This is a genomic window from Mesorhizobium sp. WSM4809 (assembly GCF_055811655.1).
Genome location: NZ_JBVVQW010000002.1, coordinates 222,597 through 248,073, shown reverse-complemented (window position 1 = coordinate 248,073; position 25,477 = coordinate 222,597). Strand labels below are relative to the sequence as shown.

The following is a 25,477-nucleotide window of genomic DNA, read 5'->3' as shown; positions in this document are numbered from 1 at the left end:
GGCATGACCGGGCTGTTCAGCGAAGTCTTTCTCAGCGCGCTCCTGTTCGGCGCCGTCACCGCGGCGATCCCGCTGCTGCTTGCCGGGCTCGGCGAGCAGATCTCCGAGAAGGCGGGCGTGCTCAATATCGGCATCGAAGGCATGATGCTGGCCGGCGCCTATCTCGGCTTTGTCGGCGCTTTCTATTCCGGGTCGCTGTGGCTGGGCTTTCTCACCGGTGCCGCCGGGGGTGCTGCGGTGGCGCTTGTCATGGCGCTGCTTTGCGTGCGCATCGGGCTGAACCAGATCGTCATCGGCATCGCGCTGACCTTGGGGCTCGAGGGCCTGACGGCACTGCTCCACCATTTCCAGTTCTCACGCAGCTACCCGCGCCTGCCCGCGGCGGATGCTACCGTCATTCCGCTGCTTTCGGACATCCCGGTCATCGGGCCTGCATTCTTCAAGCATCATCTGATCGTCTATCTGGCGGTCGCGCTGGTTTTCGGCATGAGCTACCTCTATCGGCGCACGCAACTCGGCCTCAATTTGCAGGCGGCAGGCGACAAGCCGGCCGCGCTCGATGTCGCCGGCATCGATGTCGTGCGGACCCGCACCATCGCCGTGTTGACGACCGGAGCGCTGGCTGGGCTCGGCGGCGCCTATCTCGCCAATGTCGGGGCTGGGCTGTTCATTCCGTTCATCACCAATGGCGCGGGCTTTCTCGGCATCGTGCTGGCCATGCTGGCGCGCGGTCGCCCGATCTGGGTGCTGTTCGGTGCGTTGCTGTTCGGTGTCTGCCTGTCGCTGACGACGGCCATGCAGGTGGCCGGGATCAACATACCGACCGACATCATCCAGATGCTGCCGTTCTTGGCGGTGATGATCATGCTGGTGCTGTTCGGCCGGCGCGCGAGCCTGCCGGCGGCGCTCGGCATTCCATACGAGCGCGGCGCGCGCTGAGGACAATTCATGCGCGGACGGGACCCGCGCCAAGAAAGGAGGCAAGAATGTCGGATACCAAGGTCTACCTGCTCGACGGCGGCTCGCTCGTTCTCGACGGCTATCATGTGTTCTGGAATCGCGGCCCTGGCGGCGAAGTGCGCTTCCCGGTCTATTCGATCCTGATCGAACATGCCGAGGGCCGGTTCCTCATCGACACCGGCTACGACTACGATCATGTGATGAAGGTGCTGCCATTCGAAAAGCCGATCCAGGAAAAGCACCAGACCATCCCCGGCGCCCTGGCGCTGCTCGGCCTTGAGCCGAAGGACATCGACGTCGTGGTCAACTCGCATTTCCACTTCGATCATTGCGGCGGCAACAAGTATTTTCCGCATGCCAAGAAGATCTGCCACCGGACCGAGGTGCCGCAGGCGTGCAATCCCCAGCCTTTCGAACATCTCGGCTATTCCGATCTGAGTTTTTCGGCGGAGGCTGCCGAAGCGCGTGGCGCGACCGGGCAATTGCTTGCGGGAACGACACGGGCGAACTCGAGCTTCGAAGGCGTCGATGGCGACGTCGACCTTGCCAGGGGCGTCCGGCTGATCTCGACGCCCGGCCATTCGATCGGCCATTACAGCCTGCTGGTCGAGTTCCCCAAGCGCAAGCCGATCATGTTCACGATCGATGCGGCCTATACGCAGAAGAGCCTTGAAACGCTGTGCCAGGCGGCGTTCCACATCGATCCGGTAGCGGGCGTCAATTCGATGCGCAAGGTGAAGAAACTTGCCGAGGACCATGGCGCCGAGTTGATGTACTCGCACGACATGGACAACTTCAAGACCTACAGGACCGGCACGCAATTCTACGGCTGACCCCGCCAATCCGGAGACCAAGACGATGCGCTATCTCGAACATGCCGATCCGGTCATCACCCTGACCGCGGGGCCGGTGAACGCCTATGCCGAAGTGCTGCGCGGCCTCGGGCGCACGGTGCTCTACGACTACGACCCGGCGTTCCAGCTTTTCTACGAAGGTGTGGTCGACAAGGCGCAAAAGGCGATGCGGCTGTCGAACAAGCCGGTCATCCTGCATGGCGAGCCGGTGCTTGGCCTGGAGGCCGCCGCGGCCTCGCTGATCACGCCGGACGATGTCGTGCTCAACCTTGCCTCAGGCGTTTACGGCAAGGGGTTCGGCTATTGGGCGAAGCGTTATTCGCCACATCTGCTCGAGATCGAGGTGCCCTATAACGAGGCGATCGATCCGCAGGAGGTCGAGGCAATGCTGAAGGCGCATCCGGAGATCACCGTCGTTTCCGTCTGCCACCACCACGCCGTCCGGCACCATCAATCCGATCGACGCCATCGGTGCGCTGGTTTCAGCGCATGGCGGCTATCTCATCGTCGATGCCGTCTCGTCGTTTGGCGGCATGAAGACGCATCCCGAGGATTGCAAGGCCGATATCTATGTCACCGGCCCGAACAAATGCCTGGGCGCGCCTCCCGGCCTCACGATGATGGGTGTCAGCGAGCGGGCCTGGGCCAAGATGAAGGCCAATCCCCTGGCGCCGCGCGCGTCGATGCTCAGCATCGTCGACTGGGAGCATGCGTGGTCGCGGGACAAGCCGTTTCCATTCACGCCGTCGGTCTCGGAGATCAACGGGCTCGATGTCGCGCTCGACCTCTATCTCAATGAGGGACCGGAGGCGGTGTGGGCGCGCCATGCACTCACCGCCAAGGCCATGCGCGCTGGCGTTGCCGCGATGGGCCTGTCGATCTGGGCTGCCAGCGACAGCATCGCGTCGCCGACCACGACCGCTGTCCGCACGCCCGAAGGTGTCGACGAGAAGGCGCTTCGCCAGGCCGCGCGCGCCCGTTACGGCGTGGTGTTTTCGTCGGGGCGCGGCGAGACCTTGGGAAAGCTGACGCGCATCGGCCATATGGGACCGACAGCCCAGCCGATCTATGCGATCGCGGCGCTGACGGCACTGGGCGGCGCCATGAATGCGGCCGGCCAGAAACTGGCGATCGGCAGGGGCATCGACGCGGCGCTGGCCGTGATCGACGCCGACGCCTGAACAGACATCACCACGGATTGAGGGAGCATTTTCATGACTGAACGGCTTGCGGGAAAGACGGCCCTGGTTACAGGCGCCGCGCAGGGTATCGGCAAGGCGATCGCAGCGCGGCTTGCCGCCGACGGGGCAACCGTCATCGTCGGCGACATCAATGCCGAAGGTGCCGGGGCGGCGGCTGCGGCGATAGGCGGAAAGGCGAGGGCGATCGCCGCCGACATTTCCGATCCGGCATCGGTCAAGGCACTCTTCGCCGAAATCCAGGCCCTGACCGGGGGCATCGACATCCTGGTCAACAATGCCAGCATCGTGCCGTTCGTCGCCTGGGACGATGTCGATCTCGACCACTGGCGCAAGATCATCGACGTCAATTTGACCGGCACTTTTATCGTCAGCCGTGCCGGTACGGACCAGATGCGTGCGGCGGGGAAGGCCGGACGGGTAATCAGCATCGCATCCAACACCTTCTTTGCCGGCACGCCGAACATGGCGGCCTATGTCGCGGCCAAGGGTGGCGTCATCGGCTTCACCAGGGCGCTCGCCACCGAGCTTGGCAAATACAACATCACCGCCAATGCGGTGACGCCCGGCCTGATCGAGAGCGACGGCGTCAAGGCGAGCCCGCACAACGAGGCGTTCGGCTTCGTCGAGATGCTTCAGGCGATGAAAGGCAAAGGGCAGCCGGAGCATATCGCCGATGTGGTCTCGTTCCTGGCCTCCGACGATGCGCGCTGGATCACTGGCCAGACGCTCAATGTCGACGCCGGGATGGTGCGCCACTAGCCAAAGCGCATCCCAAAAACGCTACGACCCTTCTGGGCGACCTGCATTTTGGGTCGCAACAGCGGATGAGCGGCCGTGTCCGCAAGGCCGTGCCGCAAATGGCCAATCAAGGAAAAATCATAGTGGACTTCGGATTCGACACGTCGGTTTTCGACGGGCTGACGATTGCAATGCTGATCGCCGGCCTGGCCATGACCGGAATTGCCTCCGGCGTGCTCGCCGGTCTGCTGGGAGTCGGCGGCGGCATCGTCATCGTCCCGGTGCTGTTCTGGGTACTTAGCCTGTTCCAATTTTCGCCTGCTGTGATCAGCCATCTGGCTGTCGCGACGTCGCTTGCGGTCATCATCCCCACCTCGATCTCGTCGATGCGGTCGCACAACAGGCGCGGCAATGTCGACCGGGCACTGCTCACTCTGTGGGGACCGGCCATTTTCGTCAGTGCCCTCATCGGCGGCATCATGTCGAAATTCATCCCGGGCGCCGGCTTGCGGCTGGTCTTCGGCGTCGTCGGCCTGCTGGTGGCCGTCAACATGGCATTGCCGAAGCACCTCGTGATCTCCGATCACCTGCCGCAAAGCGGCTGGATCAACCGCGCGATCGCTGCTGTGATCGGCTTTGTCTCTTCGCTCATGGGAATTGGCGGCGGCACGCTCTCGGTGCCGACGCTTTCCAGCTTTTCCTTTCCGGTCCACCGGGCCGTCGGCACATCGTCGGCACTTGGCCTGCTCATCGCGCTTCCGGCGGTGGCCGGCTTCATCTGGTCGGGTCTCGAGATTGCCGGCAGGCCCCCGCTCAGCCTGGGCTACGTCAGCCTGCCGGCGGTTGCCATCATAGCGCCCGTGAGCTTCCTGTTCGCCCCTCTGGGCGCAAGGCTCGCCCACGCGCTCAACCCGCGCTACCTGAAACTTGCCTTTGCATTCTTCCTGGCGATCACGGCCGGGCGAATGCTGCTTTCCTGAATCCGGTTAGGCGGCTTACGGCTATTTTTCCCGCATGGCCCGGCGGAAGTTCTGCGTGATCGGCTCGGCGAGATAAGAGAGAACGGTGCGAGCCCCCGTCCGGATCATCGTCTCGCTCGACATGCCGGGCAGCAGCTTGCGACCCTCCAGCTTGCCGAGTTCGCTTTTGTCGATCACAACCGTCGCGGCGAAATACGGTGCGCCGCTGCGTTCCTCAACCATGCGGTCAGCCGACACGATCTCCACAACACCCTCGAGCGGCGGCAGGTTGTAGCGGGCGAAGGCCGGGAAGCTGACGCGCGCGGGCTGTCCGGGTGCGATCGTCTCGACATCCTCCGGCTTGACCATAGCCTCGACCACGAGTTGTTGTCCGAGCGGGACGATCGTCATCAATGTCTCACCGGGTTTCACGACACCGCCTGCCGTATGGACCTTCAGCTCCATGACAATGCCGTCAACGGGCGCGACGACGTTGGTACGGCTAAGCACGTCCCTGGCGGAACGCTCCTGCTGTCCGAGGTCAAACAGCTCCGCCTCGACTTTGCTCAACTCGTCGACGGCCTCGTTCAGGCGCACTGTGTTGAGGTTCAGGATCTGCATGTCGATCTCGGCCATGGCGCTTCCGGCACGGGCGATTGCCGCGACATTGGTGGCGCGCTCGCCCTCGATCTCCCGCTGCTGGCGTCTGAGCGACAGGTTCCGTTCGCGGGTGGTCAGCCCTTTCTTGAGCAGACCCTCAAGGTCTTTGCTTTCGCCCTCGATTGCCTCGATCTGCTTGTCTTCGGTGACGACAAGCTGCTCCAGCCCCGTTATCTCTTCCTCGACCTGGTGACGGCGCTGGCCGAGAATTTCCCGCTCGTCCTTCAGATTGTGGTGCTTCGCTGTAAACACGTCACGCTGTGCTGCCACCGCGTCCTTCACGGCGATCGCGGGGTTTGCGAGCAACGCCGGATTGAACTCGATCTCGGTCTTGCCGTCACGCTCGGTCCTGAGACGCGCGGCCAGCGCCTCACGCGTTGCTATCCGGTTCTGGATCAGGTCGAGCTGCGCCTTTGCCTGCGTGCCGTCGAGCCGGACGAGGATCTTGCCCGCCTTGACGATATCCCCGTTGGCGGCGTTCAACTCCGCGATGATGCCGCCCTCGAGGTGCTGGATGAGCTTGCGGTCGCCGGCGACCTTGATCACGCCCGACGCTACCGCAGCGCTGTCCAGCGGCGCCAGGGCCGCCCATCCCCCGGCCACGCCGAAGAACAGGAACATGATCGCGAAGCCGGTGCACGTCACGCCGGTGAGACGCAGCGGCACCGGTTCCAGCAGCGAGGGCGGGGGACGGGGCAGCGGCACGACGTTCAATTCGGGGGGGCGGCTCATGCTTCCTTGACCTCTTTGATTTCCTTCACCACTTCAAGGGCTGGCAACTGGGCCGCCTTGGGCAGATGGGCCACCTTGCCGACACGGCTGGCGAGTTCGTTGAAGACATGGTCGCGCGGCCCGAAGAGATCTTGCTGACCCCTGTTGAGGACCAGTATCTTGTCTACCTTGTCCAAAATGTTGGCGCGGTGCGCGATCAGGATAACGGTCGTGTTCGTCGCCTTGGCCACGCCGAGAGCGGCAATCAATGCCTCCTCGCCCTCCCTGTCGAGGTTGGAATTGGGTTCGTCGAGGATAAGCAGCGCGGGATCGCCGTAGAGGGCCCGCGCCAGCCCGATGCGCTGGCGCTGCCCGCCCGACAGTATCGCACCTGCTTCGCCGATCTCGGTGCCATACGCCTTCGGCAGTCCTTTGATCAGCTCGTGGACTCCCGCCAGCTGCGCGGCCTCGACCACCTTGTTGAAGACCGCCGGGTTGAGCGTAGCAAAGCGGCAAATGTTTTCGGACACGGTGCCGGCGAAGAGTTCGATGTCCTGCGGCAGATAGCCGACATGACGACCACGGTCCTCCGCCGCCCATTGGGCGACATCCGTTCCGTCCAGCAAGGCGCGCCCCGCGGACGGGCGCCAGGCGCCGGCGAGTATGCGCGCCAGGCTCGTCTTGCCGGCCCCGCTCGGGCCGATCAACGCCATCGCTTCACCGGGCTCGAGGCGGAAGTTGATGCCTTTGAGGATATGCTCGCCACCCTGTCGGGCAAGCACAAGGTTGTCGGCCTCGAACCTGCCTTTCGGACGGGGCAGTGGCAGGACCGGTGTGGCCTCCCGGTGCTGTCCGGCGACCGCGGTGAGGCGCCGGTAAGCGGCACGGGCTCCGACCGTCGCCTTCCAGGTGCCGATCGCTTGCTCGACCGGTGACAATGCGCGCCCCATCAGGATCGAGGCGGATATCATGATACCGGGCGAGGCCTCGTTGCGAAGAACCAGATAGGCACCGAGGCCGAGTATGGCCATTTGCAGGGCCAGCCGGTGACAACGCGCGATGGCCGCGATGACCCCACCCCGGTTAGCGGCAAGGACTTGTCCTTTGTTCGCCTCGTCCTGCTGTGCCTTCCAGCCTTCCATCAGCGGCTTTAGCATACCCATCGCCTGGACGACCTCGGCGTTGCGGATCGCCGCCTCGGCCTGCACATAGGCCCGCGACTGCGCACCCGCAGCCTCGATCAAGGGCTTTCGCGTGACATATTCGTTGAGCAGCGCCAAAGCGAACAGGATGATCCCGCCGCCAAGCGCCAGCCAACCCAGCCAGGGGTGCATGATGAATATGGCAGCGAAAAACAGCGGCGCCCAAGGCGCGTCGAGGATCGGGAAGATGCTGGGACTGGTGCAGAAATTCCGCACCTGGTCCAGATCGCGCAACGGACGGGCGTTGGCCTGGCCGGGCGCCGAGGCGGCATATTCCACCGATGCGGTCAGGAGAACCGGTCCCAAGCGCGCGTTCATCCATGATCCGACCTTGGCCAGAAGACGCCCGCGTATTACTTCCAACCCGGCGAGCGTCCCGAGCGCGGCCGCCGCCATCAGCGACAGCATCGCCAGCGTCTCCAGGCTGTGGCTGGACAGCACGCGGTGGTAGACCTGGAGCATGTATAGCGCCCCGGTCAGCATCAGCACGTTGATGCCGCCGCTGAACCAGATCAGTGGCCGGATGGCGCGCCTGACCTCTTTCATAACCACTTGCAGGGCAGGGGGCTGTTGGGTGATCTTCATCGTTCATATCTCGCGGGATGACATCTCGTGCAACAGATCGCGGGGCAGCCAATGCGGCCGTGATCCTCCATTGTGTCGCGGCCTAAGAGGAGGCGTCCATTCCCGGTTCGATGGTATTGAGGTCAATGTCCGCACCTGATCGAACGATATATATCTTTCGATATATCAGTCCGGCGCAGGCGCTGCGACGGATCTTATTGGCATGCCATCGCGCGGCTTTCCGGCCTTTCCGGCCTCATGTCGATGCCAGCGCGGATGTCGGAGGAAGGCCCGTTCCTGGGGGGCGAGGCCCATGCCATGCGCCACACCCAGACCAATTCCGGCCGACTGCCGAGGTGCAGCTTTTCGTAGAGAAGGTGCAGGTGCAACGTCTTCGGTCTGGTCGACCAGTTCAAGACCGGGGTCGTGCCGGCAAGCAGGGCCGCATCGCCGACTATCTCACCCGCCACGGATTCGTCATCCTCGATTAATTCGGATCGTCTCATCCATCACTATGAGATCGTCGAGACGGGGCAACGAGTTCCGGCGTATCAAGAACAGCGCCTGATCAACCTAACACGGCCAAACTCATCCGCGCTCGGCGGGCTGCAACCCGAAAGCTCCTGCGAGCGCCAAACAACGTGCCCTTACTTAGAGGGAGTCAAAATTGGACGCTGATCGGGGCTCAGTTTTGCAAAGCGGTTGACACGTGTGGCTTGCTCGGATGCGAGCTTTCACTACGGCTCTTCTCGCGGGCTAATGTTTCTAGTTATATTGATGGCAGCGACACTTTCGAAACGATATATATCGTTCGATATAGGTCGTAATACTATCAGACGGAAAGTTGACCAGCCGTCCTTAGGCTGCGCCAAATAGGCCCCTCAGCAGCCAGGGTTTGTTGGCATCTCAAGTGATAGCCGGGGGGGCAATCGTGGTTTTCTACGATCCACCATTTCGCCGCGGCCTGACCTAATCCAACTAACCCTGGAACAGCTCAATCACAATTGGGAGGCAGGTTATGGCTACTATTACCAACACAAATCTCGTTCTCGATGAGCAGATCGGCGTACAGACCGTCACCGATGACAATGATGTCCTCCTCGACCAGGCGCTCATCGACGATCTCGTGGCCCTGGGTGTGGCGGGAATCAGTCTCGGTACCGACGCCACGACAGGTTTTCCGCAGGTGGCCGTCAACACCGCCCTACTTGACACAACCGGAGCGACCGATTTGGCGCTGTCGATCCCCGCTGACGGCACGACGAGCGGCCTCTTTACCGTCGACGGTACGGAAATCTTCCTCTACAACGAGGGCGGCGTCATTTATGGGCGCGAGGCCGTGAATGGTGTCGCTGACCCCACGGGCGATCTGGCGTTCGCGGTTGCGCTTGATAAGACTGACGTGTCGTCAGCGCAGATTTACCTCGTCCAATACGAACCGCTGCATCACAACGATCCCCTCGCCGTTGACGATGCCGACATCCTGTCTTTCGCCGAAGGCAAGATCACACTGGATGTAACGACCACCGAACTCGTAACGACGTTTCAGTCGCTGGACTTCGCGTCGATCCCGTCAGGTAGTCCGCAGGAGACGCTCACGGTTGCGACAGCCGATCTCACTGACAATCACAGCGCCAAGTTTGATGGGCTCATCTTCCCGGCAGGTGCAGTCACTGATCCGACGACCATCAACACGAACCCCGGAACCGATGATGATCTGAACCCCAACGCGATCGGCTTCGGTGTGAAGGGCGGCCAAGCCTCTCAGTTGAATCAAAATGAGGGCTTCTTCGTTCAAGACGCGGCCTGGACTTCTGCTAGTCCGGATGCGAACGAGATCGGCGGTATCAGGTTCGACGTCCAGGGCGTAGGCGGCGTGAAGAGCGTTAACATTGAGTGGTGGACTGTCGATAATGGGATAGTAATTGAGCACGGGACCGACACAGTAGTATTACCTGGGGGCAGCTCCGTCTTTGAGAATTACACCATCGAATCGGCCGATAGCGTCGACCAAATCTACGTTCGATTTTTCTACGACACGAAGCAAAGCACGTCCGGCGTGCGCGTTGAGAACCTCGAAGTCGCGTTCCCCTCATCGAGCGAGGTGACGGTCGTCAACCACGAGGATCTCGGGACGCACCTCGTGTTCGAGGACGCCGGGCCGACGTTCGACGGCATCACTGGTGATGCCACGCCGTTCCAGGTCGGATTGGCCGCCAATCAACAGGACACCGGGACGTTCGACCTTACTCCCGGAGCCGATGGCTCACACGTCACCATCACCGCTTACACCGATCTCGGTGGCACTGCCATCGAGGAGATTCTCAACGCCGACGGAACCACGCTGACGTACCACGACGTGGCCACCGATACGGACCTTTACCAACTGAACGTGACCGACTCGGGATACACCTTCGACGTGCTCTTCACACCCCAGGGTGAGCAGTCCGACCTCAACTTCAATGCGGTCAAGTCGGGCGGTCCCCAGGAGACCTTGATAGTACCCACGGTGGATAACACCGGCAGCATCGTCTTTGACGGTCTGATCTTCAACGCTACGCCCGCAGCGAACGCGACCGAGGCAGCCTTTGCGCCGTTCAACACTGCTCCACTGGGAGGCCCGACTGTAGCGGCTGACGACCTTAACCCCGATGCAGTTGGGTTCGGCGTGAAAGGCGGTCAGGCTTCGCAGATCAACAACAATGAGGGCTTCACCTTCTCCACTGCGGACGGGTCTGACATCAACAATCTGGCCTTCGCGGTCGCAGGAATTGGAAACATCAACGCCATCACGGTAGAATCGTGGCTTTACGACGATGGCGGCAATCTGATCGATCACAATATCGACAACGTTACTGGCTTGCGCTCGGGCAATCAGACCGTGACCATCGACGACGATGGTGGTCAAGCCTTCGACACGGCCTACGTTCAGTTCCACGTCGCCGGTGCCAACTCGGGTGTTCGCATCCTCGACTTCTCGACGAGCATCGAGGGTCCGGTTGACGATCAGCCGTTCGAATTCACGCTGGCAAACACCGACCTCGACGGGGATGCCGCTACTCAAACACTAAGCATCCTCGCAAGCCAGGACTTCATCGTTTGATGACGTTCTCGTAGCCTTCATTAGCTTCAACGCAAGCGATCCGGCCCCCTTCGAGGGGCCGGACGTTCAAGGCTCTGGACTCAACCTAGGCGAGACGCAAAGCGGCAGCTTGCGGTGTATGCTGTGGTAGCCTGTTTGCTAAAGGAACCGGAGGAGGGGAGAGCCAGCAACCGCCAAGTCAATCCCCGGTTATCAGGCGGGTCGGACCGAGAGCAGGCGTCCGCAATCGTCGAGAAACAGACGATGTCACGGCCGATGCTATCGCGCGGCTTTCCTGCCCGTTGCCGGCCTCACTTGGATGCCCGATAAAAGTGCAGCTTTCAGAGGAGGCCCGTTCCTGAGGGGGGGAGGCCCTTGCCATGCGACACCCAGGCCAGTTCCGCCCGGCTGCCGAGGTGCAGCTTCTCATAGACGTGATGCAGGTGCATCTTCACAGTGCCTTCGGATACGTGCAACCGCTGCGCGATGGCCTTGTTGCGCAGCCCGCGCGAGACGAGATCGGCGATCTCGGTCTCCCGCCCGGTCAGCCTGGACATTGGCTGCGGCTGCGATCCGGGCATCAGCAGCTGCTGGACGATCTTGTTGTCGATCCACTTCTTGCCCGCCGCCACCGCATTCACGCATTCGATGAGAAAGCGGTGGCTGATGCCGTCCAGAAACAGGCCGTCGACGTCGAGCGTCTGTATTTCCCTGACATCGAGCCCGCCGGTTGGCTGCACGATGAAGATGATGCCGAGAGCGCTGCTGCAGGCCTTCAGCCGTGAGGAAAGACCTGATGTCTGCTGGTCCGCGAGATCCACGCCAACGATGACCATATCAGGTCGATGGCGCTCCACATGAGCGAGAACGTCCACAGGGCGGCGACACTGGGCGACAACATCGTGTCCAGCCTTCTGCAAAACCCATTCCAGACCAGCGAGATACACCCCCCGCGGGTCCGCGACAACTAACGTTGACATGCGAACACCGTCCGTAAAAAAAACGCAACGAACTTGGTTAAACACCCGTTAAATCAGGAAACCAGAGCCCAGGCAGATTGTCAAGGAATAGCTAATATGCATATTGCTATGATGACAATCCGCCGTCTGCCAGGCGGATCGGCGGATATCTCACATCGTACTTGGGCGGAAAGCTGGCTAGCTGCCCTTCCTGGCCGCTATCACCATGAAATCGCTTCCAAGCGTGACGCTTTGCAGCCGACGATATTGACCTGCAATGCGTACTTCGCGGAGCTGCCAACAGCTGTTTCACTACCCCGGAACTGCGCGGTGAAAGGCGAACCTATGATATGCCTGTCACTTCAAGGTTCTACCGTCCCTTGCCGCGCGGCCCAGTCGTATGGGTACAGGCAGTAAAAATAGCCGGTGCGTTCGGTTGCGATGTATTTCAGATGCGTGCCATTGGGCAGCCAGACGATGTCGCCAGGGCGGCATTCGTGGCGGCCGTCATCCAGTTCGATCGTCAGCGTGCCTTCATGGATGAACAGCACCTCGTCATAGGTCACGGTCCAGTCGATCGAGGCGTTCTCCAGATACTCAATGCCACCGCCCATGGTCCGGCTGATCTCGGCATTGATGACGCGCGCGATCGACGACGTTCCGGTCGGCGTGACTGATGGCTTCAGAGTCAACTCGCTGTGCTTGAAAATCCTGGCCTTGGACATTGTCATCCTTTCTTTGCGCGAAGATTGGCTTTGGAGGGAGTGACGCCGGACGGAGCCAGCCCGGCGAGCCATCTCGTCACCGGATCCAGCTTGCGCCCGGCATGTTCAAGATCGTCGCGCCGACGCACCGCGCCACGGACGAAATGCGCACCGACGAAGCGAAAGGGTTCGGGCGGGAAACCGCGCGCCACCGGACGCACCAGCGCCGAATGCGTCAGTTCCGATTCGCCGTCAGTCAGCAGGCTGGTGAGGATCTCGCCGCCGATATAAGCCATTGTCGTGCCATTGCCGGAAAAGCCGTAGCCGTAGACGACATCGCGGTTGGCGGGCAAAGCGCCGAACAGCGGCACGCCGCTGACCGTCCGGTCGATCGGGCCGTTCCACGATGTTTCGAGCGGGAAATCGGCGAGCGCCGGGTGGCCATCCCGCAGCACGCGACGCATTTCGGCGACCCGTGGCGACAGGCCATGGAAACGCTGGTCGACGATGCCGCCGAAGCCAATGACGCCACCGCTGACGCCGACGGACAGCCGACCATCGCGCGTCGGAGACCAACCGCCAACGAAGACGCGGGAATCGATCATCAGCGGCGCCCGGCGGTAGCCGACCTTGTCGAGAAGGTCTGGAATGGGCTGTGACATGGCGTCGTCGCTGGAGATGTTGAAGATCGCAGGGGCCAGTTCCGGAATCGCCCCGGACCAGGCGTTCATGGCAAGCACGACCTTGCCGCAGGACACAGTTCCTTTCGCCGTTTCCACCGTGAGCTTGCCACGTCGCGAAAACCGCTTCATCGGCGACTTTTCATAGATCCGAACGCCGCGGTTCAGCGCTGCACGACGCAGGCCGCGCACCAGGAACCCTGGATGCACAGTTGCCGACGAAGCGTCGAACGCACCGCCAAGGTGGCTCGTCGTACCGGCCATCGCCGCGATCTCCGGGCGCGAAACTCGCCGCGCCGGGACGTAGCCGTGCGCTGCCAGCTTGTTTAACGCGTCGTCCCAGGCGCCAAGCTGTGCTTCGCACGTAGCGCCCCAGATCCAGCCGATGCGATCGAACCAGGCGTCGATTGCCTCGGCCTTGCAGAAAGCCTCGATGCCGCCGATCGCGGCTTCGGATGCCTTGATGATCGAAAGCGCGTCGTTTCCGTCGCGCAGCGCGGCAAGCGCGCTGTATTTGGTCCACGCCGAAAGCACCATTCCGGAATTGCGGCCGCTCGGGCCACCACCACAAATGTCGCGCTCTACAATGACAATGTCGAAGCCTGGATTGTGCTGCTTGAGGCGAATGGCGGTCCACAGTCCGAGATACCCGCCGCCAACGATGCAGATGTCGGCCTGCGTTGTCTCTTCGAGCGGAGGCGCAAGGTCCGGGTCCTCGGGCAATGCCTGCCGCAGCCAATGGCTCCGCCAGCGGATGTCTTTTTCCGGCAACTGCATCACGATGCGCCTGCGGCGGACAGGCGGCGCTCCACCAGCCTGACCCAAAGACTGGCGCCCATCGGCAGGATAGCGTCGTTGAAATCGTAATTGGTGTCGTGCGCGGCGGCCTGGTGCGCGTCGTCCGCCTGGCCAAGCAAGAAATAGCAGCCCGGCCGCTGTTCCAACATGTAGCAGAAATCTTCAGAACCCATCTCGGGAGGCGGATCGACGACGAGACGTTCCGAGCCCATCACCTCGTTCGCAATCGCGATCATCGCGTCGGCTTGCGCCGGAGTGTTGATCGTCGGCGCGAAGGGCGTTTCGTAGCGAATATCGACGCTGGCGCCAAAAGCTTCGGCCTCGTTTTTCGCGATGCGGCGGATTGCCATCTCCAGCGTCTTTTGAACCTGATGGTCGAAGGTGCGCACGGTGCCGGTCAGAAACGCCGCATCGGGGATGGTGTTGAAGGCTTCGCCGGCGCGCAGGCTGCCAACGGTGACGATTGCCGGAGAGTGCACATCGGTCAGGCGACCGGGCAGGGCTTCGATTGCCAGCAGGATGCGCGCGGCGACGGGGAGTGGATTGATCGCAAGATGCGGCATCGCCGCATGGCCGCCCCTTCCATGCACGACGATCTCGAAGCGATCAGCCGCCGCTGCCACCGTCTCGTGGTGGACGGCGATCTCGCCCAGCGGCCGTTCGCAATTGTGCAGCGCGTAGACTTCATCGCAGGGGAAACGCTCGAAAAGGCCATCATTCAGCATGGCGAGGGCCCCACCTCGGCCCTCCTCGGCCGGCTGGAAAATGAAATGCACGGTGCCGGCGAAGTCGGGCGAGCGGGCAAGCGCCGAGGCTGCGCCGAGCAGCATCGTCGTGTGACCGTCATGGCCGCAGCCATGCATCCTCCCGGGAATGCGGGATGCATGCGGCAGCGGCCGCGCCTCGGTCATCGGCAGGGCGTCCATGTCGGCTCGGATGCCAAGACTGCGACCAGCGCCGAGCCTGCCCCTGAGCGTACCGACGACACCTGTCCGTCCGACGCCTTCGGTCGTCTCGATGCCCCACGAGCGCAGTTTGTCCGCCACGAAACGCGCCGTCTCGAACTCTTCGAAGCCGAGTTCTGGATTGGCATGCAGATGCCGCCGCCAGGTCGTCATCTCGGTCTCCAACTGCTGTACCGATGGAACCAGTCTCATGCCGATGCCCTTGCGCGGAGAGTTTGCGAGCGGCCCTGAAGGATGGCGATGACACCAAGCAGGGTCGCAGAGAATGCGATCAGCAGCACAGCGACGGCCGCGATGGCAGGGCTGATGGATTCGCGAACCCCGGAGAAGATCATGCGAGGCAAGGTTCGCTCCGCGCCTGTCGAGAGGAAACTTGCGACGACGACTTCGTCGAAAGAGATGATGAAGGCGATGATGGCCCCTGTAATGACGCCCGGCGCTATCAGCGGCAGCACTACCTTGAAGAATGTGCGGATGGTGCCGGCGCCGAGCGATGCGGCCGCGCGAACCAATGTCCGGTCGAAGGTCGAAAGGCTGGCGACGGCAGTCGTCAGCATCACAGGCACGGCCATCGCCGTATGCACCAGAATGATGGATAGCTTGTTGCCTACGAGTCCCAGTGTGGCGAAGAATGAAAAAGCCGCGACGCCGACGATGACAACCGGCGTCACTAAGGGCGCGGCGATGATCGCGTAGAGAATCCGTTTGCCGGCAAAATCGCCCCAGGCGAGTCCGATCGCCGCAGGTATGCCGAGCAGCAACGCCAGAACCGTGGTGGACAGCCCGATGACGACCGAGTTCCACAGTGCGTTCGGCCAACGCTGGTCGACCCACAGTTCGGCATACCAGCGCAGCGACCAGCCCGGCGTCGGAAATGCCAGCGAATTGCTCGAGGTCAGCGACATAGGGATCACGATCAGCAGGGGCAGGATGATGAACGCCAGCAACGTCGCCGCATAGGCATACATCAGCCACTTCCGGAAGCGGTCGGCGCTCATGCGACATGCGCCTTGCGGCGGAAGAGGACGGACGCCGTCCAGAACAGCAACGCAAACAACACGAGGATCATCAGCAGTTGCAGCGAAAGCGCTGCACCCATGCCCCAGTTCAGTGTGCTGTTCGTGTAGAAAGCTATGTAGCTGGAGATCATCTGGTCGGTCGGCCCGCCGACAAGCGTCGGGGTGATGTAGTAGCCAAGTGCGAAGACAAAAACGATCGCCCCGCCGGACAGGATCCCTGGCAGGATCAACGGTAACTGCACGCGGCGCCACGCCGTGAGCCACGGCGCACCCAGCGACAGTGCCGCGCGCATGTAGGTGGTCGGAACCCGCCGCATGACAGCGACGACGGAGAGCACCATCATAGGCAGCAGAACCTGAACCATCGCCAAATAGAGCGAAAAGCGGGTGTAGATGAGGTCGAGGGGTTCGCTGACGATACCCAATCCGAGCAGAGTGGAATTCACGGGGCCGTTCTTCTGCAGCACGATGATCCAGATGACGGTGCGCACCAGCAGCGACGTCCAGAGCGGAAACAGGATCAACGCGAACATCAGCTTCGACCACGCCGGGGGCGCGCTGACAATTGCCTGCGCCAGCGGCACGGCGAGCACCGCGCAGATGACGGTCACCACGATGCTGATCCAGATCGTACGCAGCAGCGCGTCGACGAAGATGGCGCGGTCGGCGGAAACGGCTTCGATCGAATTGTCCGCGCCTCGCTTCAGGTCCAGGCTCGCCAACAGATAATAGTCCGTTCGCGCGCTTTGCTGGCGCGCTATGACCTGCCAGAGATCGATGTTTTTCCAGCCGGCCTGTTTGGAGAGCACCTCGTCGCGCACGGGACGCATAGTGAGTTTGCCGTCGGCCGCATCCTTTGCCGTCTTGATGACGAGGAAACGGCTGCCGACGACGCGCTGGTTCACGAGTTGCGCCAGGACGCCTTCCTTCCCGGCGCGCCGCGCGTCGGCCAAATCCTCGACGAGTGCTGCAAAGACGGGTTCGCCAGGCAGGCCGCTATCCGCATTCCAGCCCGCCAGAGCGGCAATTGTGCGCGGCAGGTTGTTCGAGAAATCCGAGTTGTCGACGGCCAGAGCGAGGAAGCGCGCTACCGGCCACAGAAACAGAATGACGACGAACAGAATAAGCGGGGCCGTCAACAGGGCGAGCATGCCGCCCCGTTGGCGCCGCTTCATAGCCGGCTTTGTCCCGACCAACATGCCTGGGTTACTTCGCGAGCCAGGCCTTGAAGCGTTCTTCCAGTGCTTCCTTGTGCTCGGTCCAGAAGTCGTTGTCATAGGAGGCGCCGTACTGAAGGTGCTCCGGCGACGTCGGCAGGTTGGCCTTCCAATCCGCGGGAATGAGGTCGGCGGCTTCCTTGCGGCCGGTGCCATAGGCATAGAGTTTCGAGAAGCCGGCCTGGTTTTCAGGGATGGAGAACCACTTGAGGAGATCCAGCCCGGCCTGCTGGTGCGGCGCGCCCTTCACCACCGCCCAGTAGTCGGTGCCATAGAAGAAGCCAGCGTCCCATGCGATCGCATAGGGCTTCTTCTCGTTGATGGCTTCGTTGGTGATGCGCGCATTGAACCCGTCGCTGAGAGCCACTTCACCACTGTCGAGGTTCTGGATGCCCTGCGTCGTTGTGGACCACCAGACGACGTTCGGCTTGATCTTGTCGAGCATGGCGAAAGCCCGATCGACACCTTCCGGCGTGGCCAGCACCTTGTACATGTCCTCGCGTTTCACGCCGTCGGCCATCAGCGCATTTTCCAGCGTGAACTGTGCCTGCTGGTAAAGCCCGCGCTTTCCCGGAAATTTCTCGACGTTCCAGAAATCCGCCCAGCTCTTCGGCGCGGCGTCACCTTTGTAGACCTTCGTGTTGTAGGCAAGGACCGTAGCCCAGGTGTCGGATGCGACGCCGCATTCGTGCAGGGTGCCTGGAAGATAATTCGCCGCGTCGCCGGTGATCTCGGGCGTCAGCGGGACGAACAGGCCTTCGGCGCAGCCGACTTCCATGGCGGGCGCTTCGACCGAGACGACGTCATAAGTGATGTTGCCTGCCTGCACCTGGGCACGCACCTTGGCGACCTCGCCGCCCCATTCTTCCATGACGATCGGAACGCCCGTCTTTTCGGTGTACTTGTCCCAGACCCCATCCTTGTAGGCCTTGTCCCATGTACCCCCCCAGCCGACCACCGTGACGGGGTCGGCCGCGGACGCGGCCAAAGTCGAGGTCGCGAGGCAGATCGCGGCGGCAGATACGGCTTGCAGATAAGTCCTCATTGCAGTTCCCCTTTCTTATCGTTGTGGATTTGATCAAATTTCAAACGCAAAATGGATTGATTAGCAACAGGAATTTACGATACGGTGCAAAAAAGTGAAAAAGCCAAAGGGATTTGATCGAATGCTGCAAGGCACTAGAGACGTGCGCGCCAATGTCAGTCTCGCTGCTGTTCTGGACGAGGCGCGACAGCGTTTCGCTGACGCCAACCCGAACAGCCTGGCGCGTCAGAACGAGGCCGCGGCATCGTTGCCGGGCGGCAATACGAGGGCTGTTCTATGGTATCGGCCATTCCCCGTATCGTTTGTTTCCGGTGAAGGCTGCAGGGTGACCGATCTGGACGGCCATACCTATGTCGACCTGGTCTCGGAATACAGTGCCGGTTTCTACGGCCACTCCGACAAGGCGATTTCGGCGGCCCTTGTGGACGTCATACAGGGTGGCATCATGCTGGGCGCACCCAACCGCTATGAGGCGCGCCTGGCTGCCGCGGTGGTCGACCGTTTTCCGGCCATCGAGCGCGTGCGCTTCTGCAACTCGGGCACCGAGGCGAACATCATGGCTATTTCGGCGGCTCGCGCCATTACCCAGCGCTCGAAGATACTCGCATTCCGCGAGGGCTACCACGGTGGCGTACTCACCTTTGCGCATGGCGGCTCGCCACTCAATTTGCCTTTCCCCTTTGTCTTCGCCGACTACAACGATAGTGCAGGCGCCGTGGCGGTCATCAAGGAACAGGGCGACGAGCTTGCCGCGGTGATCGTCGAGCCGATGATGGGCGGCGGCGGCTGCATCCCGGCGACGCGTGAGTTCCTGGAAGCGCTGCGCGCGGTGACGAAGGATACCGGGGCGCTGCTGATTTTCGACGAGGTCATGACTTCGCGCCTCGACTACCGCGCGCTCCACGGGGCGCATGGGATTTTTCCCGATTTCGTGACGCTCGGCAAGTATATCGGCGGCGGCGCCAGTTTTGGCGCATTCGGTGGACGCGCCGACCTCGTCGATCGCTTCGATCCGGCTTTGCCCGGTGCGTTCTCGCATGGCGGGACGTTCAACAACAATATTCTCAGCATGGCTGCTGGCTTCACCGGTCTGACCCAGGTGCTGACGCAAGAGGCGAGCCGCGCGATCAATGCGCGCGGCGATCGCCTGCGCGAAGCGATGAACGTCTCCCTTGAAAGGCATGGCGTCGAGGGCATCGTCATAGGGCGTGGGTCGTTGATGAACCTGCATTTCGTCAGGGGGCCGGTGGACACTCCGGCGCGGCTCGACGATGCCGATCCTTCGGTGATTGCGCTTTGCCATATCGAAATGCTGTTGCGAGGGTACTACGTGACGCCGCGCGGCATGCTGGCGTTGTCACTGCCATTTGGCGACGCCGAACTCGACGGCTTCGCCGGCGCATTCGACGATTTCCTGTCGAGCAACCTCAAAATACTGCCGCGCCGGACAAACTGATGCTTGATCGCAAGGATGCCAGTGCCGGCTCGGCCGCGCAAAAGACAGCTCATGTTCGTGTCCATACGGGCTTGAAGGAAGCACTGATGAACGGTGACTTCCTGCCCGGCCAAAGACTGGTCGTGCGACAGCTTGCCGAACAGTACCGGACCAGCGCCATGCCGGTGCGCGAGGCCTTGCGGCAACTCGTCAGCGACGAGGCAATGTTCGACCACCCAAATCGGGGCGTCATCGTCCCCGAGGCCACGGTGGCGCGTATTTCGGATCTGGTGCGTGTGCGCTGCAGCGTCGAAGGAACGGCGGCCGAGTGGGCCGCGACGACCATCACGCCCGAAGAACTCGATGAATTGGCGAAGCTGAACGGGCTGATGCGCGAATGCGTCGAGAGCAATGTCATGGCTAATTATCTCGGCCTGAACAGGCGCTTCCATTTCACGATGTACCATGCCGCGCGGTCACCTCTCATCCAGCAGATCATTGAGAAATTGTGGCTGCAGGCAGGACCGTTTCTGAACATCGTCCGCTCGGACGTGACCTACGGCCTGGGCCTGGACCATCACGACGAAATGCTCGCGGCGCTGCGTCGCGCCGATGGCGCGGCTGCGCGCAAGGCGCTGGTTGCCGATCTGCGTGAGGCCGCCGACATCATTCTTCGCGCCGCGGCGGCGGCTGAGGCTCAGCCTGCGCGCAAACGCCCGGCTTCGGCACGCCGTGATCCCAAGGCGCAGGCGCGGTGATGGGCGGATCCCCGCGTGGCCCGGTTCATGTCGAGTTTCGTGGCGTCAGCAAGCGCTACGGGCAGACGGTCCAGGCGGTGCGTCAGCTCGACCTGGAAATCATGCGCGGCGAATTCCTGACGCTGCTGGGGCCTTCCGGGTCTGGCAAGACGACGGCGTTGATGATGCTTGCGGGGTTCGAAGATACGACCGAGGGCGAAATCCTCATTGACGGTCAGCGCATCGACAACGTTCCCGCCAATCGTCGCGGCATCGGCATGGTGTTCCAGAACTACGCGCTTTTCCCGCACATGACGGTCGCCGAAAACCTGGCTTTCCCGCTCGAGGTCCGCAAACTTGGCCGCGACGAGGTGACGCGACGTGTCAGGAACGTTCTCGATATGGTCCAGTTGCCCGAATTCGGCAACCGGCGTCCGGCGCAGCTTTCGGGTGGGCAGCAACAACGCGTCGCGGTTGCCCGCGCCCTGATCTTCGAACCAAATCTTGTCCTGATGGACGAACCGCTCGGCGCCCTCGACAAGCAATTGCGCGAGCAGATGCAGTTCGAAATCAAGGATATCCATGCCCGGCTCGGCGTCACGTTCGTTTATGTGACACACGACCAGACCGAGGCGCTGACCATGTCGGACCGGATCGCGGTGTTCAGTGCCGGCCGCATCGAGCAGCTTTCGACACCACGCGAACTGTATGAGCGTCCGACGGGCAGCTTTGTGGCGAGCTTCATCGGCGAGAACAACCGCATGTCCGGCACCGTGCTTGCCGGCGGTGAAAACGGTGGCGTGGCCGTCCATCTCGACGATGGCGATCTGGTGTTGAACGCCATTTCCCCTGGCGCGACGCCCCCTGCGGGCGCCAGGGTGACGCTGTCGATCAGGCCCGAGCGCATGTCCTTATTGCACGATGGCTCCACCGCCCTCAACGTGATTGCGGCAACCGTCGTTCAGTCCGTCTATGTCGGGGATCACATCCGGCTCGTCGCTGTGACGGCGGGCGGCCTGAAATTCATTGTCAAGCTTGCCGCATCGTCGTCTCGGTCCGAACTCAATGCGGGCGAGGCGGTTCGATTGGGCTGTGGTCGTGAGGATTGCCTCGCGCTCGAGAGATAACAACAAAAGGCAGACAAGAGAGAGTTCAACAATGAAGAAATCGCCGAAAGTCGTCATCACCTGTGCGGTCACCGGCTCGATCCACACGCCGACGATGAGCCCGTATCTGCCGATAACGCCGTCCGAGATCGTCGACGCCGCCGTCGGAGCAGCCGAAGCCGGAGCGTCGGTGATCCATCTGCATGCCCGCGATCCGGAGACCGGCAAGCCTACCCCTGATCCAAAGCTGTTTATGGATTTCCTGCCGCGCATCAAGCAGCAGACCGACGCCGTGATGAACATTTCCACCGGCGGCGGGCTGAAGATGACCCTCGAAGAGCGCCTTGAAGCCGCGCACGCTTCGAAGCCGGAACTCTGCTCGCTCAATATGGGATCTATGAATTTCGCCCTGCACCACATCGCGCCGAAATACACCGACTGGAAATACGACTGGGAGAAGGGCTACCTGGAAGACACAAAGAAGGGCATCGTCTCCAACACGTTCGAGCAGATCGAGCGTATCATCGTCGAAGTCGGCCAGGCTTACGGCACGAAATTCGAGTTCGAGTGCTACGATGTCAGTCACCTCTATACGCTTGCGCACTTTCTAGACCGCAAGCTGCTGAAGCCGCCGCTTTTCGTCCAGACGATCTTCGGGCTGCTGGGCGGAATCGGCGCCGACCCAGAAGACATGATGCACATGCGCAGGACGGCTGATCGGCTGTTCGGAGACGATTATCTCTGGTCGATCCTTGCCGCGGGCAAGCACCAGATAAATCTCTGCACGATGGGCGCGATCATGGGCGGCAATGTACGGGTCGGTTTGGAAGACAGCCTCTATGTCGGCAAGGGCACGCTCGCTAAGAGCAATGCCGAACAGGTTGCCAAGATAAAGCGCATTCTCAACGAGTTGTCGCTCGAAATCGCGACGCCCGACGAAGCCCGTCAACTGCTGGATCTCAAGGGCGCAAACGAGGTCGGGTTTTGACGCCCGGCATCGAAACCTATGTCGGCGTCGTGCATCCTTGGATGTGCGACGCGATGGGCCATCTCAACGTTCGTCATTATGTGGCGATGTTTGATGACGCCAGTTTCCAGTTGCTGGGCAGGATTGCCGATCCTCGTTTGACGCCGACCCTCGGCTGGGCGGATGTGAGGATGGAGATCGACTACGTGCATGAAACCGCGGCGGGAACTCTGGTCACCGTTCGCAGCGTTATAGAAAAGCTTGGGAAATCGTCGCTGACTTATCTGCATGAAATGCGCGGTACGCTGGACGGAGTCCTGCATGCGCGCATGCGCACCGTAACGGTGCGCTTCGATCTTCAAGCGCGGAGCAAGATCGAGATCGAAGGCGAAGCCCGGCAGGCGAGCGCGAAACTTCCGATGGGTGAAGCCGATACGCGTGGGTGACGGCGAGAATATCTGGTGACGGCATCGTTAGCCGCATTGGCGTCACTGAGCGAGATGCTGTAGGTCGCTGAAGGCTTCTACTCGCCCTAGGAAGGTCAGATATAGCCGCTATCGCACAGGACACCGCATGGGCAGCCCGCCACAATCGGCCATTGCGTACGATAGTGGCGTTTGAAGTGGTAGCGGGAGAGGGACTTTAATCGGCATAAAGTCAATGCGTTATATCGTCTTAGTCAAAATTTTGAAAAAAATGAATCCACAAACGGAATGGAAAACTTTCAATCTTCATTTGCTGGAAGCGGATACTTGAGGCGGAGAATCCGATCCAAGGTAACTGCCGCCTGACAGGATGAGTGGCGGGCTTAGCGTGTTAGGCGACGCGGCGACTTATGCGCCGGAGGCGAATGACAGCAATGCGCCCAAAGTCGGTCATTGAAGTTTACAGCTGGGTAGCTCTGATTGGAGCCACATCCCTTGGATGGGACGGCATCTATATGGCCGAGCTGGCGCGCTGCGAAGTATCGGCGGATATCTTTAGCAGCCGTTTACCGGAGCGCGATAGGTCATTGTGTATGCAATACCGTCGGATGACGTAAGGAACCGCCGTGCCGCACAGAGCAGCAGCCCTAGCCGGTCGTTCTACGCCCCGCCTGCATCGTTTCATGAGCGTGATGCTCGAACTGGCTCCGGGCGTTCTCGTGCCGCGTAAGGAAACAGAGTTGCTCGGACAGAGCGCGCTCGCGATTCTTCGCGATCGCGCGCCCGGCCCGATGGTGATCGACATGTGCTGCGGCTCCGGCAACCTTGCTCTGGCGATCGCGGCGGAAGTTCCGTCGGCCTGCGTCTGGGGGGTGGACGTGACTGACAGCACGGTCGCGCTCGCCCGTAGCAATGCCGAACGCTTGGCCCTTCAGGACCGGGTCGCCATCCGGAAAGGGGATCTGTTCGGTGCGCTGGAGGGCGATGGGCTTATCGGCGCGGCGGACATGATTGTCTGCAATCCGCCCTATATCTCGACCGCGCGCCTCGAAGGCGAGAGCGCGCATCTGCTTGAGGGCGAGCCGCGCGAGGCCTTCGACGGGGGGCCTTACGGCATCTCGATCCACCAGCGGCTGATCCGGGACGCAATCGATTTCCTCAAGCCTGGTGGCTGGCTGCTGTTCGAGTTCGGGCAGGGGCAGGACCGCCAGGTGGCTGCCCTGATAGCCAGAGCCAAGGCCTATGAACCCGTGACATTCGCCAAGGATGAGGTCGGAATGCCGCGTGTCGCACTCCTCCGCAAGCTGGAGAACGGTGCGCCCGCGATCTCATCCTCCGCAAGTTTGGCATGAGCCAGATTCGTCCCCTGCAGGCTGCGGATATTCCGGCCGTCGTCGGGCTCTTTCAAAGAACCTTCCGGGACGGTGGAAAGCCGCCGCCTCCGGCGCTTGAGACTTATCTGCGCTGGCACTATCTTGAAGGCCCGGTCTGCGATCCGGAGATCGCGTCTCTCGTCCATATTGCGAGCGAAGGCGACATTTCAGGCTTTGTCGGCGTGAATGTACTGCCGATGAGGCATGGCCAGCGCAAGCTGCGCGCCGCCATCTGTGGTTCGCTCATGGTCGAAACGCGGGCGAACGACCCGATGGCCGGCGCAAGGCTGCTCAGGACATTCCTGGCCGGGCCGCAGGACATCTCCTTCAGCGAAACCGCAAATGCCCTCTCGACGCAGATGTGGACGAAACTGCGCGGGGTCGCCCTGCCGCAATACAGCCTGGACTGGATCCGGGTAATCCGGCCTTCGGCCTTCCTGCTCGATCTAGCCTCGCGGCGAGCCGGCGCCGTGCGCTTGCTTGACCCGCTCGCGCGCGGACTCGATCGCTATCTTCGCGGACGGATGCAGGAGAACGAGATGCGCTGGTCCGGGGTCCCGGAACTCTGGAATCGCAAGGGCGGCCTCAAGGTTGCCGAAATCGATCATGCCGGTTTTGCGGCTCTTTTGGACCCGTTGATGCGCCAGTTCCCGCTCCGACCCGACTGGAGCGCGGAGCAGCTTGCGCATATCCTCGGGGAGGCTTCCCAGAAGCCGGACTATGGCGAGGCCGTGTTCGCGTCCGTCTCCTCCCCCAGCGGGGCGCTGGTCGGCGCCTTCCTCTATCACACCCGCCCGGGCAGGATGGCGCGCGTGCTGCAGGTTCTGGCCCTGCCGGGGCAAGCTGGTTCCGTCATCGACTGCTTGATTGGCGATGCAGCGCGGCGCGGCGCCGCCGGCCTGCGCGGCCGGACGCAACCCGCCCTGCTGGCAGCGATGCTGGGTCGACGGGTCGCCTTCACTCAACCGGCCTCGACCGTGGTGCATTCGCGCGACGAGGAACTGGTGAACGCGTTCCTGAGCTCGCAAGGCTTCTTCAACGGGCTGGCCGGCGAGCACTGGAATCGCCTGGCCGGGGAGCGGTTCGAATAGGCCATCATTGTGCGCGCGCGGCAA

Annotated in this window: 21 protein-coding genes and 1 pseudogene; 13 read left to right on the top strand and 9 right to left on the bottom strand. The window is 61.9% G+C overall.

Annotated elements, in window-relative coordinates:
* The first annotated feature begins 3 nt into the window (after positions 1-3).
* The 5 genes and pseudogenes from AC0L24_RS05745 (at position 4) to AC0L24_RS05725 (ending at position 4,734) form a co-directional block, all read left to right on the top strand.
* A complete protein-coding gene (locus AC0L24_RS05745; protein WP_127267958.1) occupies positions 4-939 on the top strand; it encodes a putative B6 ABC transporter permease subunit 1 in 936 nt (311 codons plus the stop codon).
* Positions 940-986: 47 nt separating this feature from the next.
* Positions 987-1,793 (top strand): 4-pyridoxolactonase, encoded by an 807-nt coding sequence (pldA, locus tag AC0L24_RS05740; RefSeq protein WP_127809463.1) that lies wholly within the window; start codon positions 987-989, stop codon positions 1,791-1,793.
* 25 nt (positions 1,794-1,818) lie between these two features.
* Positions 1,819-2,995, top strand: a pseudogene (gene ppaT / locus AC0L24_RS05735) (pyridoxamine--pyruvate transaminase).
* Between the two features lie 33 nt (positions 2,996-3,028).
* Entirely contained in the window at positions 3,029-3,775 is a 747-nt protein-coding gene (gene pldH / locus AC0L24_RS05730) for a pyridoxal 4-dehydrogenase, SDR-type (protein ID WP_127809465.1), read from the top strand.
* Positions 3,776-3,897: 122 nt separating this feature from the next.
* Positions 3,898-4,734, top strand: coding sequence for a sulfite exporter TauE/SafE family protein (locus tag AC0L24_RS05725; protein WP_127809466.1), 837 nt, complete (start codon positions 3,898-3,900; stop codon positions 4,732-4,734).
* Between the two features lie 21 nt (positions 4,735-4,755).
* On the opposite strand, the gene AC0L24_RS05720 is transcribed toward AC0L24_RS05725, so the two are convergent.
* Together AC0L24_RS05720 and AC0L24_RS05715 are read right to left on the bottom strand one after the other, a co-directional pair.
* Positions 4,756-6,105, bottom strand: a complete 1,350-nt coding sequence (locus AC0L24_RS05720) for an HlyD family type I secretion periplasmic adaptor subunit (RefSeq protein ID WP_127809467.1) — start codon at positions 6,103-6,105, stop codon at positions 4,756-4,758.
* Entirely contained in the window at positions 6,102-7,871 is a 1,770-nt protein-coding gene (locus AC0L24_RS05715; RefSeq protein WP_128362986.1) for a type I secretion system permease/ATPase, read from the bottom strand. Before AC0L24_RS05715 ends, AC0L24_RS05720 begins: the two co-directional genes overlap by 4 nt.
* Positions 7,872-8,868: 997 nt before the next feature.
* Here AC0L24_RS05715 and AC0L24_RS05710 point away from each other — a divergent pair.
* Positions 8,869-10,953 (top strand): DUF5801 repeats-in-toxin domain-containing protein, encoded by a 2,085-nt coding sequence (locus AC0L24_RS05710; RefSeq protein WP_127809469.1) that lies wholly within the window; start codon positions 8,869-8,871, stop codon positions 10,951-10,953.
* 320 nt (positions 10,954-11,273) lie between these two features.
* Here AC0L24_RS05710 and AC0L24_RS05705 read toward each other — a convergent pair whose 3' ends face one another.
* The 7 genes from AC0L24_RS05705 to AC0L24_RS05675 form a co-directional block, all read right to left on the bottom strand.
* Positions 11,274-11,768, bottom strand: coding sequence for a response regulator transcription factor (locus AC0L24_RS05705; protein ID WP_245491318.1), 495 nt, complete (start codon positions 11,766-11,768; stop codon positions 11,274-11,276).
* Positions 11,769-12,253: 485 nt separating this feature from the next.
* Positions 12,254-12,616, bottom strand: coding sequence for an AraC family ligand binding domain-containing protein (locus AC0L24_RS05700; RefSeq protein WP_164873799.1), 363 nt, complete (start codon positions 12,614-12,616; stop codon positions 12,254-12,256).
* A 2-nt stretch (positions 12,617-12,618) separates the two neighbouring features.
* Positions 12,619-14,052: an NAD(P)/FAD-dependent oxidoreductase gene (locus tag AC0L24_RS05695; RefSeq protein WP_127809472.1), complete on the bottom strand. Its 1,434-nt coding sequence runs from the start codon at positions 14,050-14,052 to the stop codon at positions 12,619-12,621.
* Entirely contained in the window at positions 14,052-15,230 is a 1,179-nt protein-coding gene (locus AC0L24_RS05690) for a M20 aminoacylase family protein (protein WP_127809473.1), read from the bottom strand. The genes AC0L24_RS05695 and AC0L24_RS05690 overlap by 1 nt, the downstream gene beginning before the upstream one ends.
* A complete protein-coding gene (locus AC0L24_RS05685) occupies positions 15,227-16,036 on the bottom strand; it encodes an ABC transporter permease (protein ID WP_127809474.1) in 810 nt (269 codons plus the stop codon). The genes AC0L24_RS05690 and AC0L24_RS05685 overlap by 4 nt, the downstream gene beginning before the upstream one ends.
* On the bottom strand, positions 16,033-17,232 hold the full coding sequence (locus AC0L24_RS05680) for an ABC transporter permease (protein WP_164873800.1): 1,200 nt from the start codon (positions 17,230-17,232) through the stop codon (positions 16,033-16,035). The genes AC0L24_RS05685 and AC0L24_RS05680 overlap by 4 nt, the downstream gene beginning before the upstream one ends.
* A 31-nt stretch (positions 17,233-17,263) precedes the next feature.
* Positions 17,264-18,319, bottom strand: coding sequence for an ABC transporter substrate-binding protein (locus AC0L24_RS05675; RefSeq protein WP_127809476.1), 1,056 nt, complete (start codon positions 18,317-18,319; stop codon positions 17,264-17,266).
* 121 nt (positions 18,320-18,440) lie between these two features.
* Here AC0L24_RS05675 and AC0L24_RS05670 point away from each other — a divergent pair, with 121 nt between their 5' ends.
* From AC0L24_RS05670 to AC0L24_RS05640, 7 genes are all read left to right on the top strand, one after another.
* A complete protein-coding gene (locus tag AC0L24_RS05670) occupies positions 18,441-19,775 on the top strand; it encodes an aspartate aminotransferase family protein (protein ID WP_473563548.1) in 1,335 nt (444 codons plus the stop codon).
* Positions 19,775-20,512 (top strand): GntR family transcriptional regulator, encoded by a 738-nt coding sequence (locus AC0L24_RS05665; protein ID WP_127397404.1) that lies wholly within the window; start codon positions 19,775-19,777, stop codon positions 20,510-20,512. The genes AC0L24_RS05670 and AC0L24_RS05665 overlap by 1 nt, the downstream gene beginning before the upstream one ends.
* Positions 20,512-21,618 (top strand): ABC transporter ATP-binding protein, encoded by a 1,107-nt coding sequence (locus AC0L24_RS05660; RefSeq protein WP_127270374.1) that lies wholly within the window; start codon positions 20,512-20,514, stop codon positions 21,616-21,618. The genes AC0L24_RS05665 and AC0L24_RS05660 overlap by 1 nt, the downstream gene beginning before the upstream one ends.
* Positions 21,619-21,649: 31 nt before the next feature.
* Positions 21,650-22,585, top strand: a complete 936-nt coding sequence (gene kce / locus AC0L24_RS05655) for a 3,5-dioxohexanoate:acetyl-CoA acetone transferase (RefSeq protein WP_127317813.1) — start codon at positions 21,650-21,652, stop codon at positions 22,583-22,585.
* Positions 22,582-23,010 carry an acyl-CoA thioesterase gene (locus AC0L24_RS05650; protein ID WP_127399093.1) on the top strand — a complete coding sequence of 143 codons (429 nt, stop codon included), beginning with the start codon at positions 22,582-22,584 and terminating at the stop codon, positions 23,008-23,010. Before kce ends, AC0L24_RS05650 begins: the two co-directional genes overlap by 4 nt.
* Positions 23,011-23,672: 662 nt before the next feature.
* Positions 23,673-24,341 (top strand): N5-glutamine methyltransferase family protein, encoded by a 669-nt coding sequence (locus tag AC0L24_RS05645; protein ID WP_245481877.1) that lies wholly within the window; start codon positions 23,673-23,675, stop codon positions 24,339-24,341.
* Positions 24,338-25,453, top strand: a complete 1,116-nt coding sequence (locus tag AC0L24_RS05640) for a hypothetical protein (protein ID WP_127809479.1) — start codon at positions 24,338-24,340, stop codon at positions 25,451-25,453. The genes AC0L24_RS05645 and AC0L24_RS05640 overlap by 4 nt, the downstream gene beginning before the upstream one ends.
* Positions 25,454-25,477: the final 24 nt, after the last annotated feature.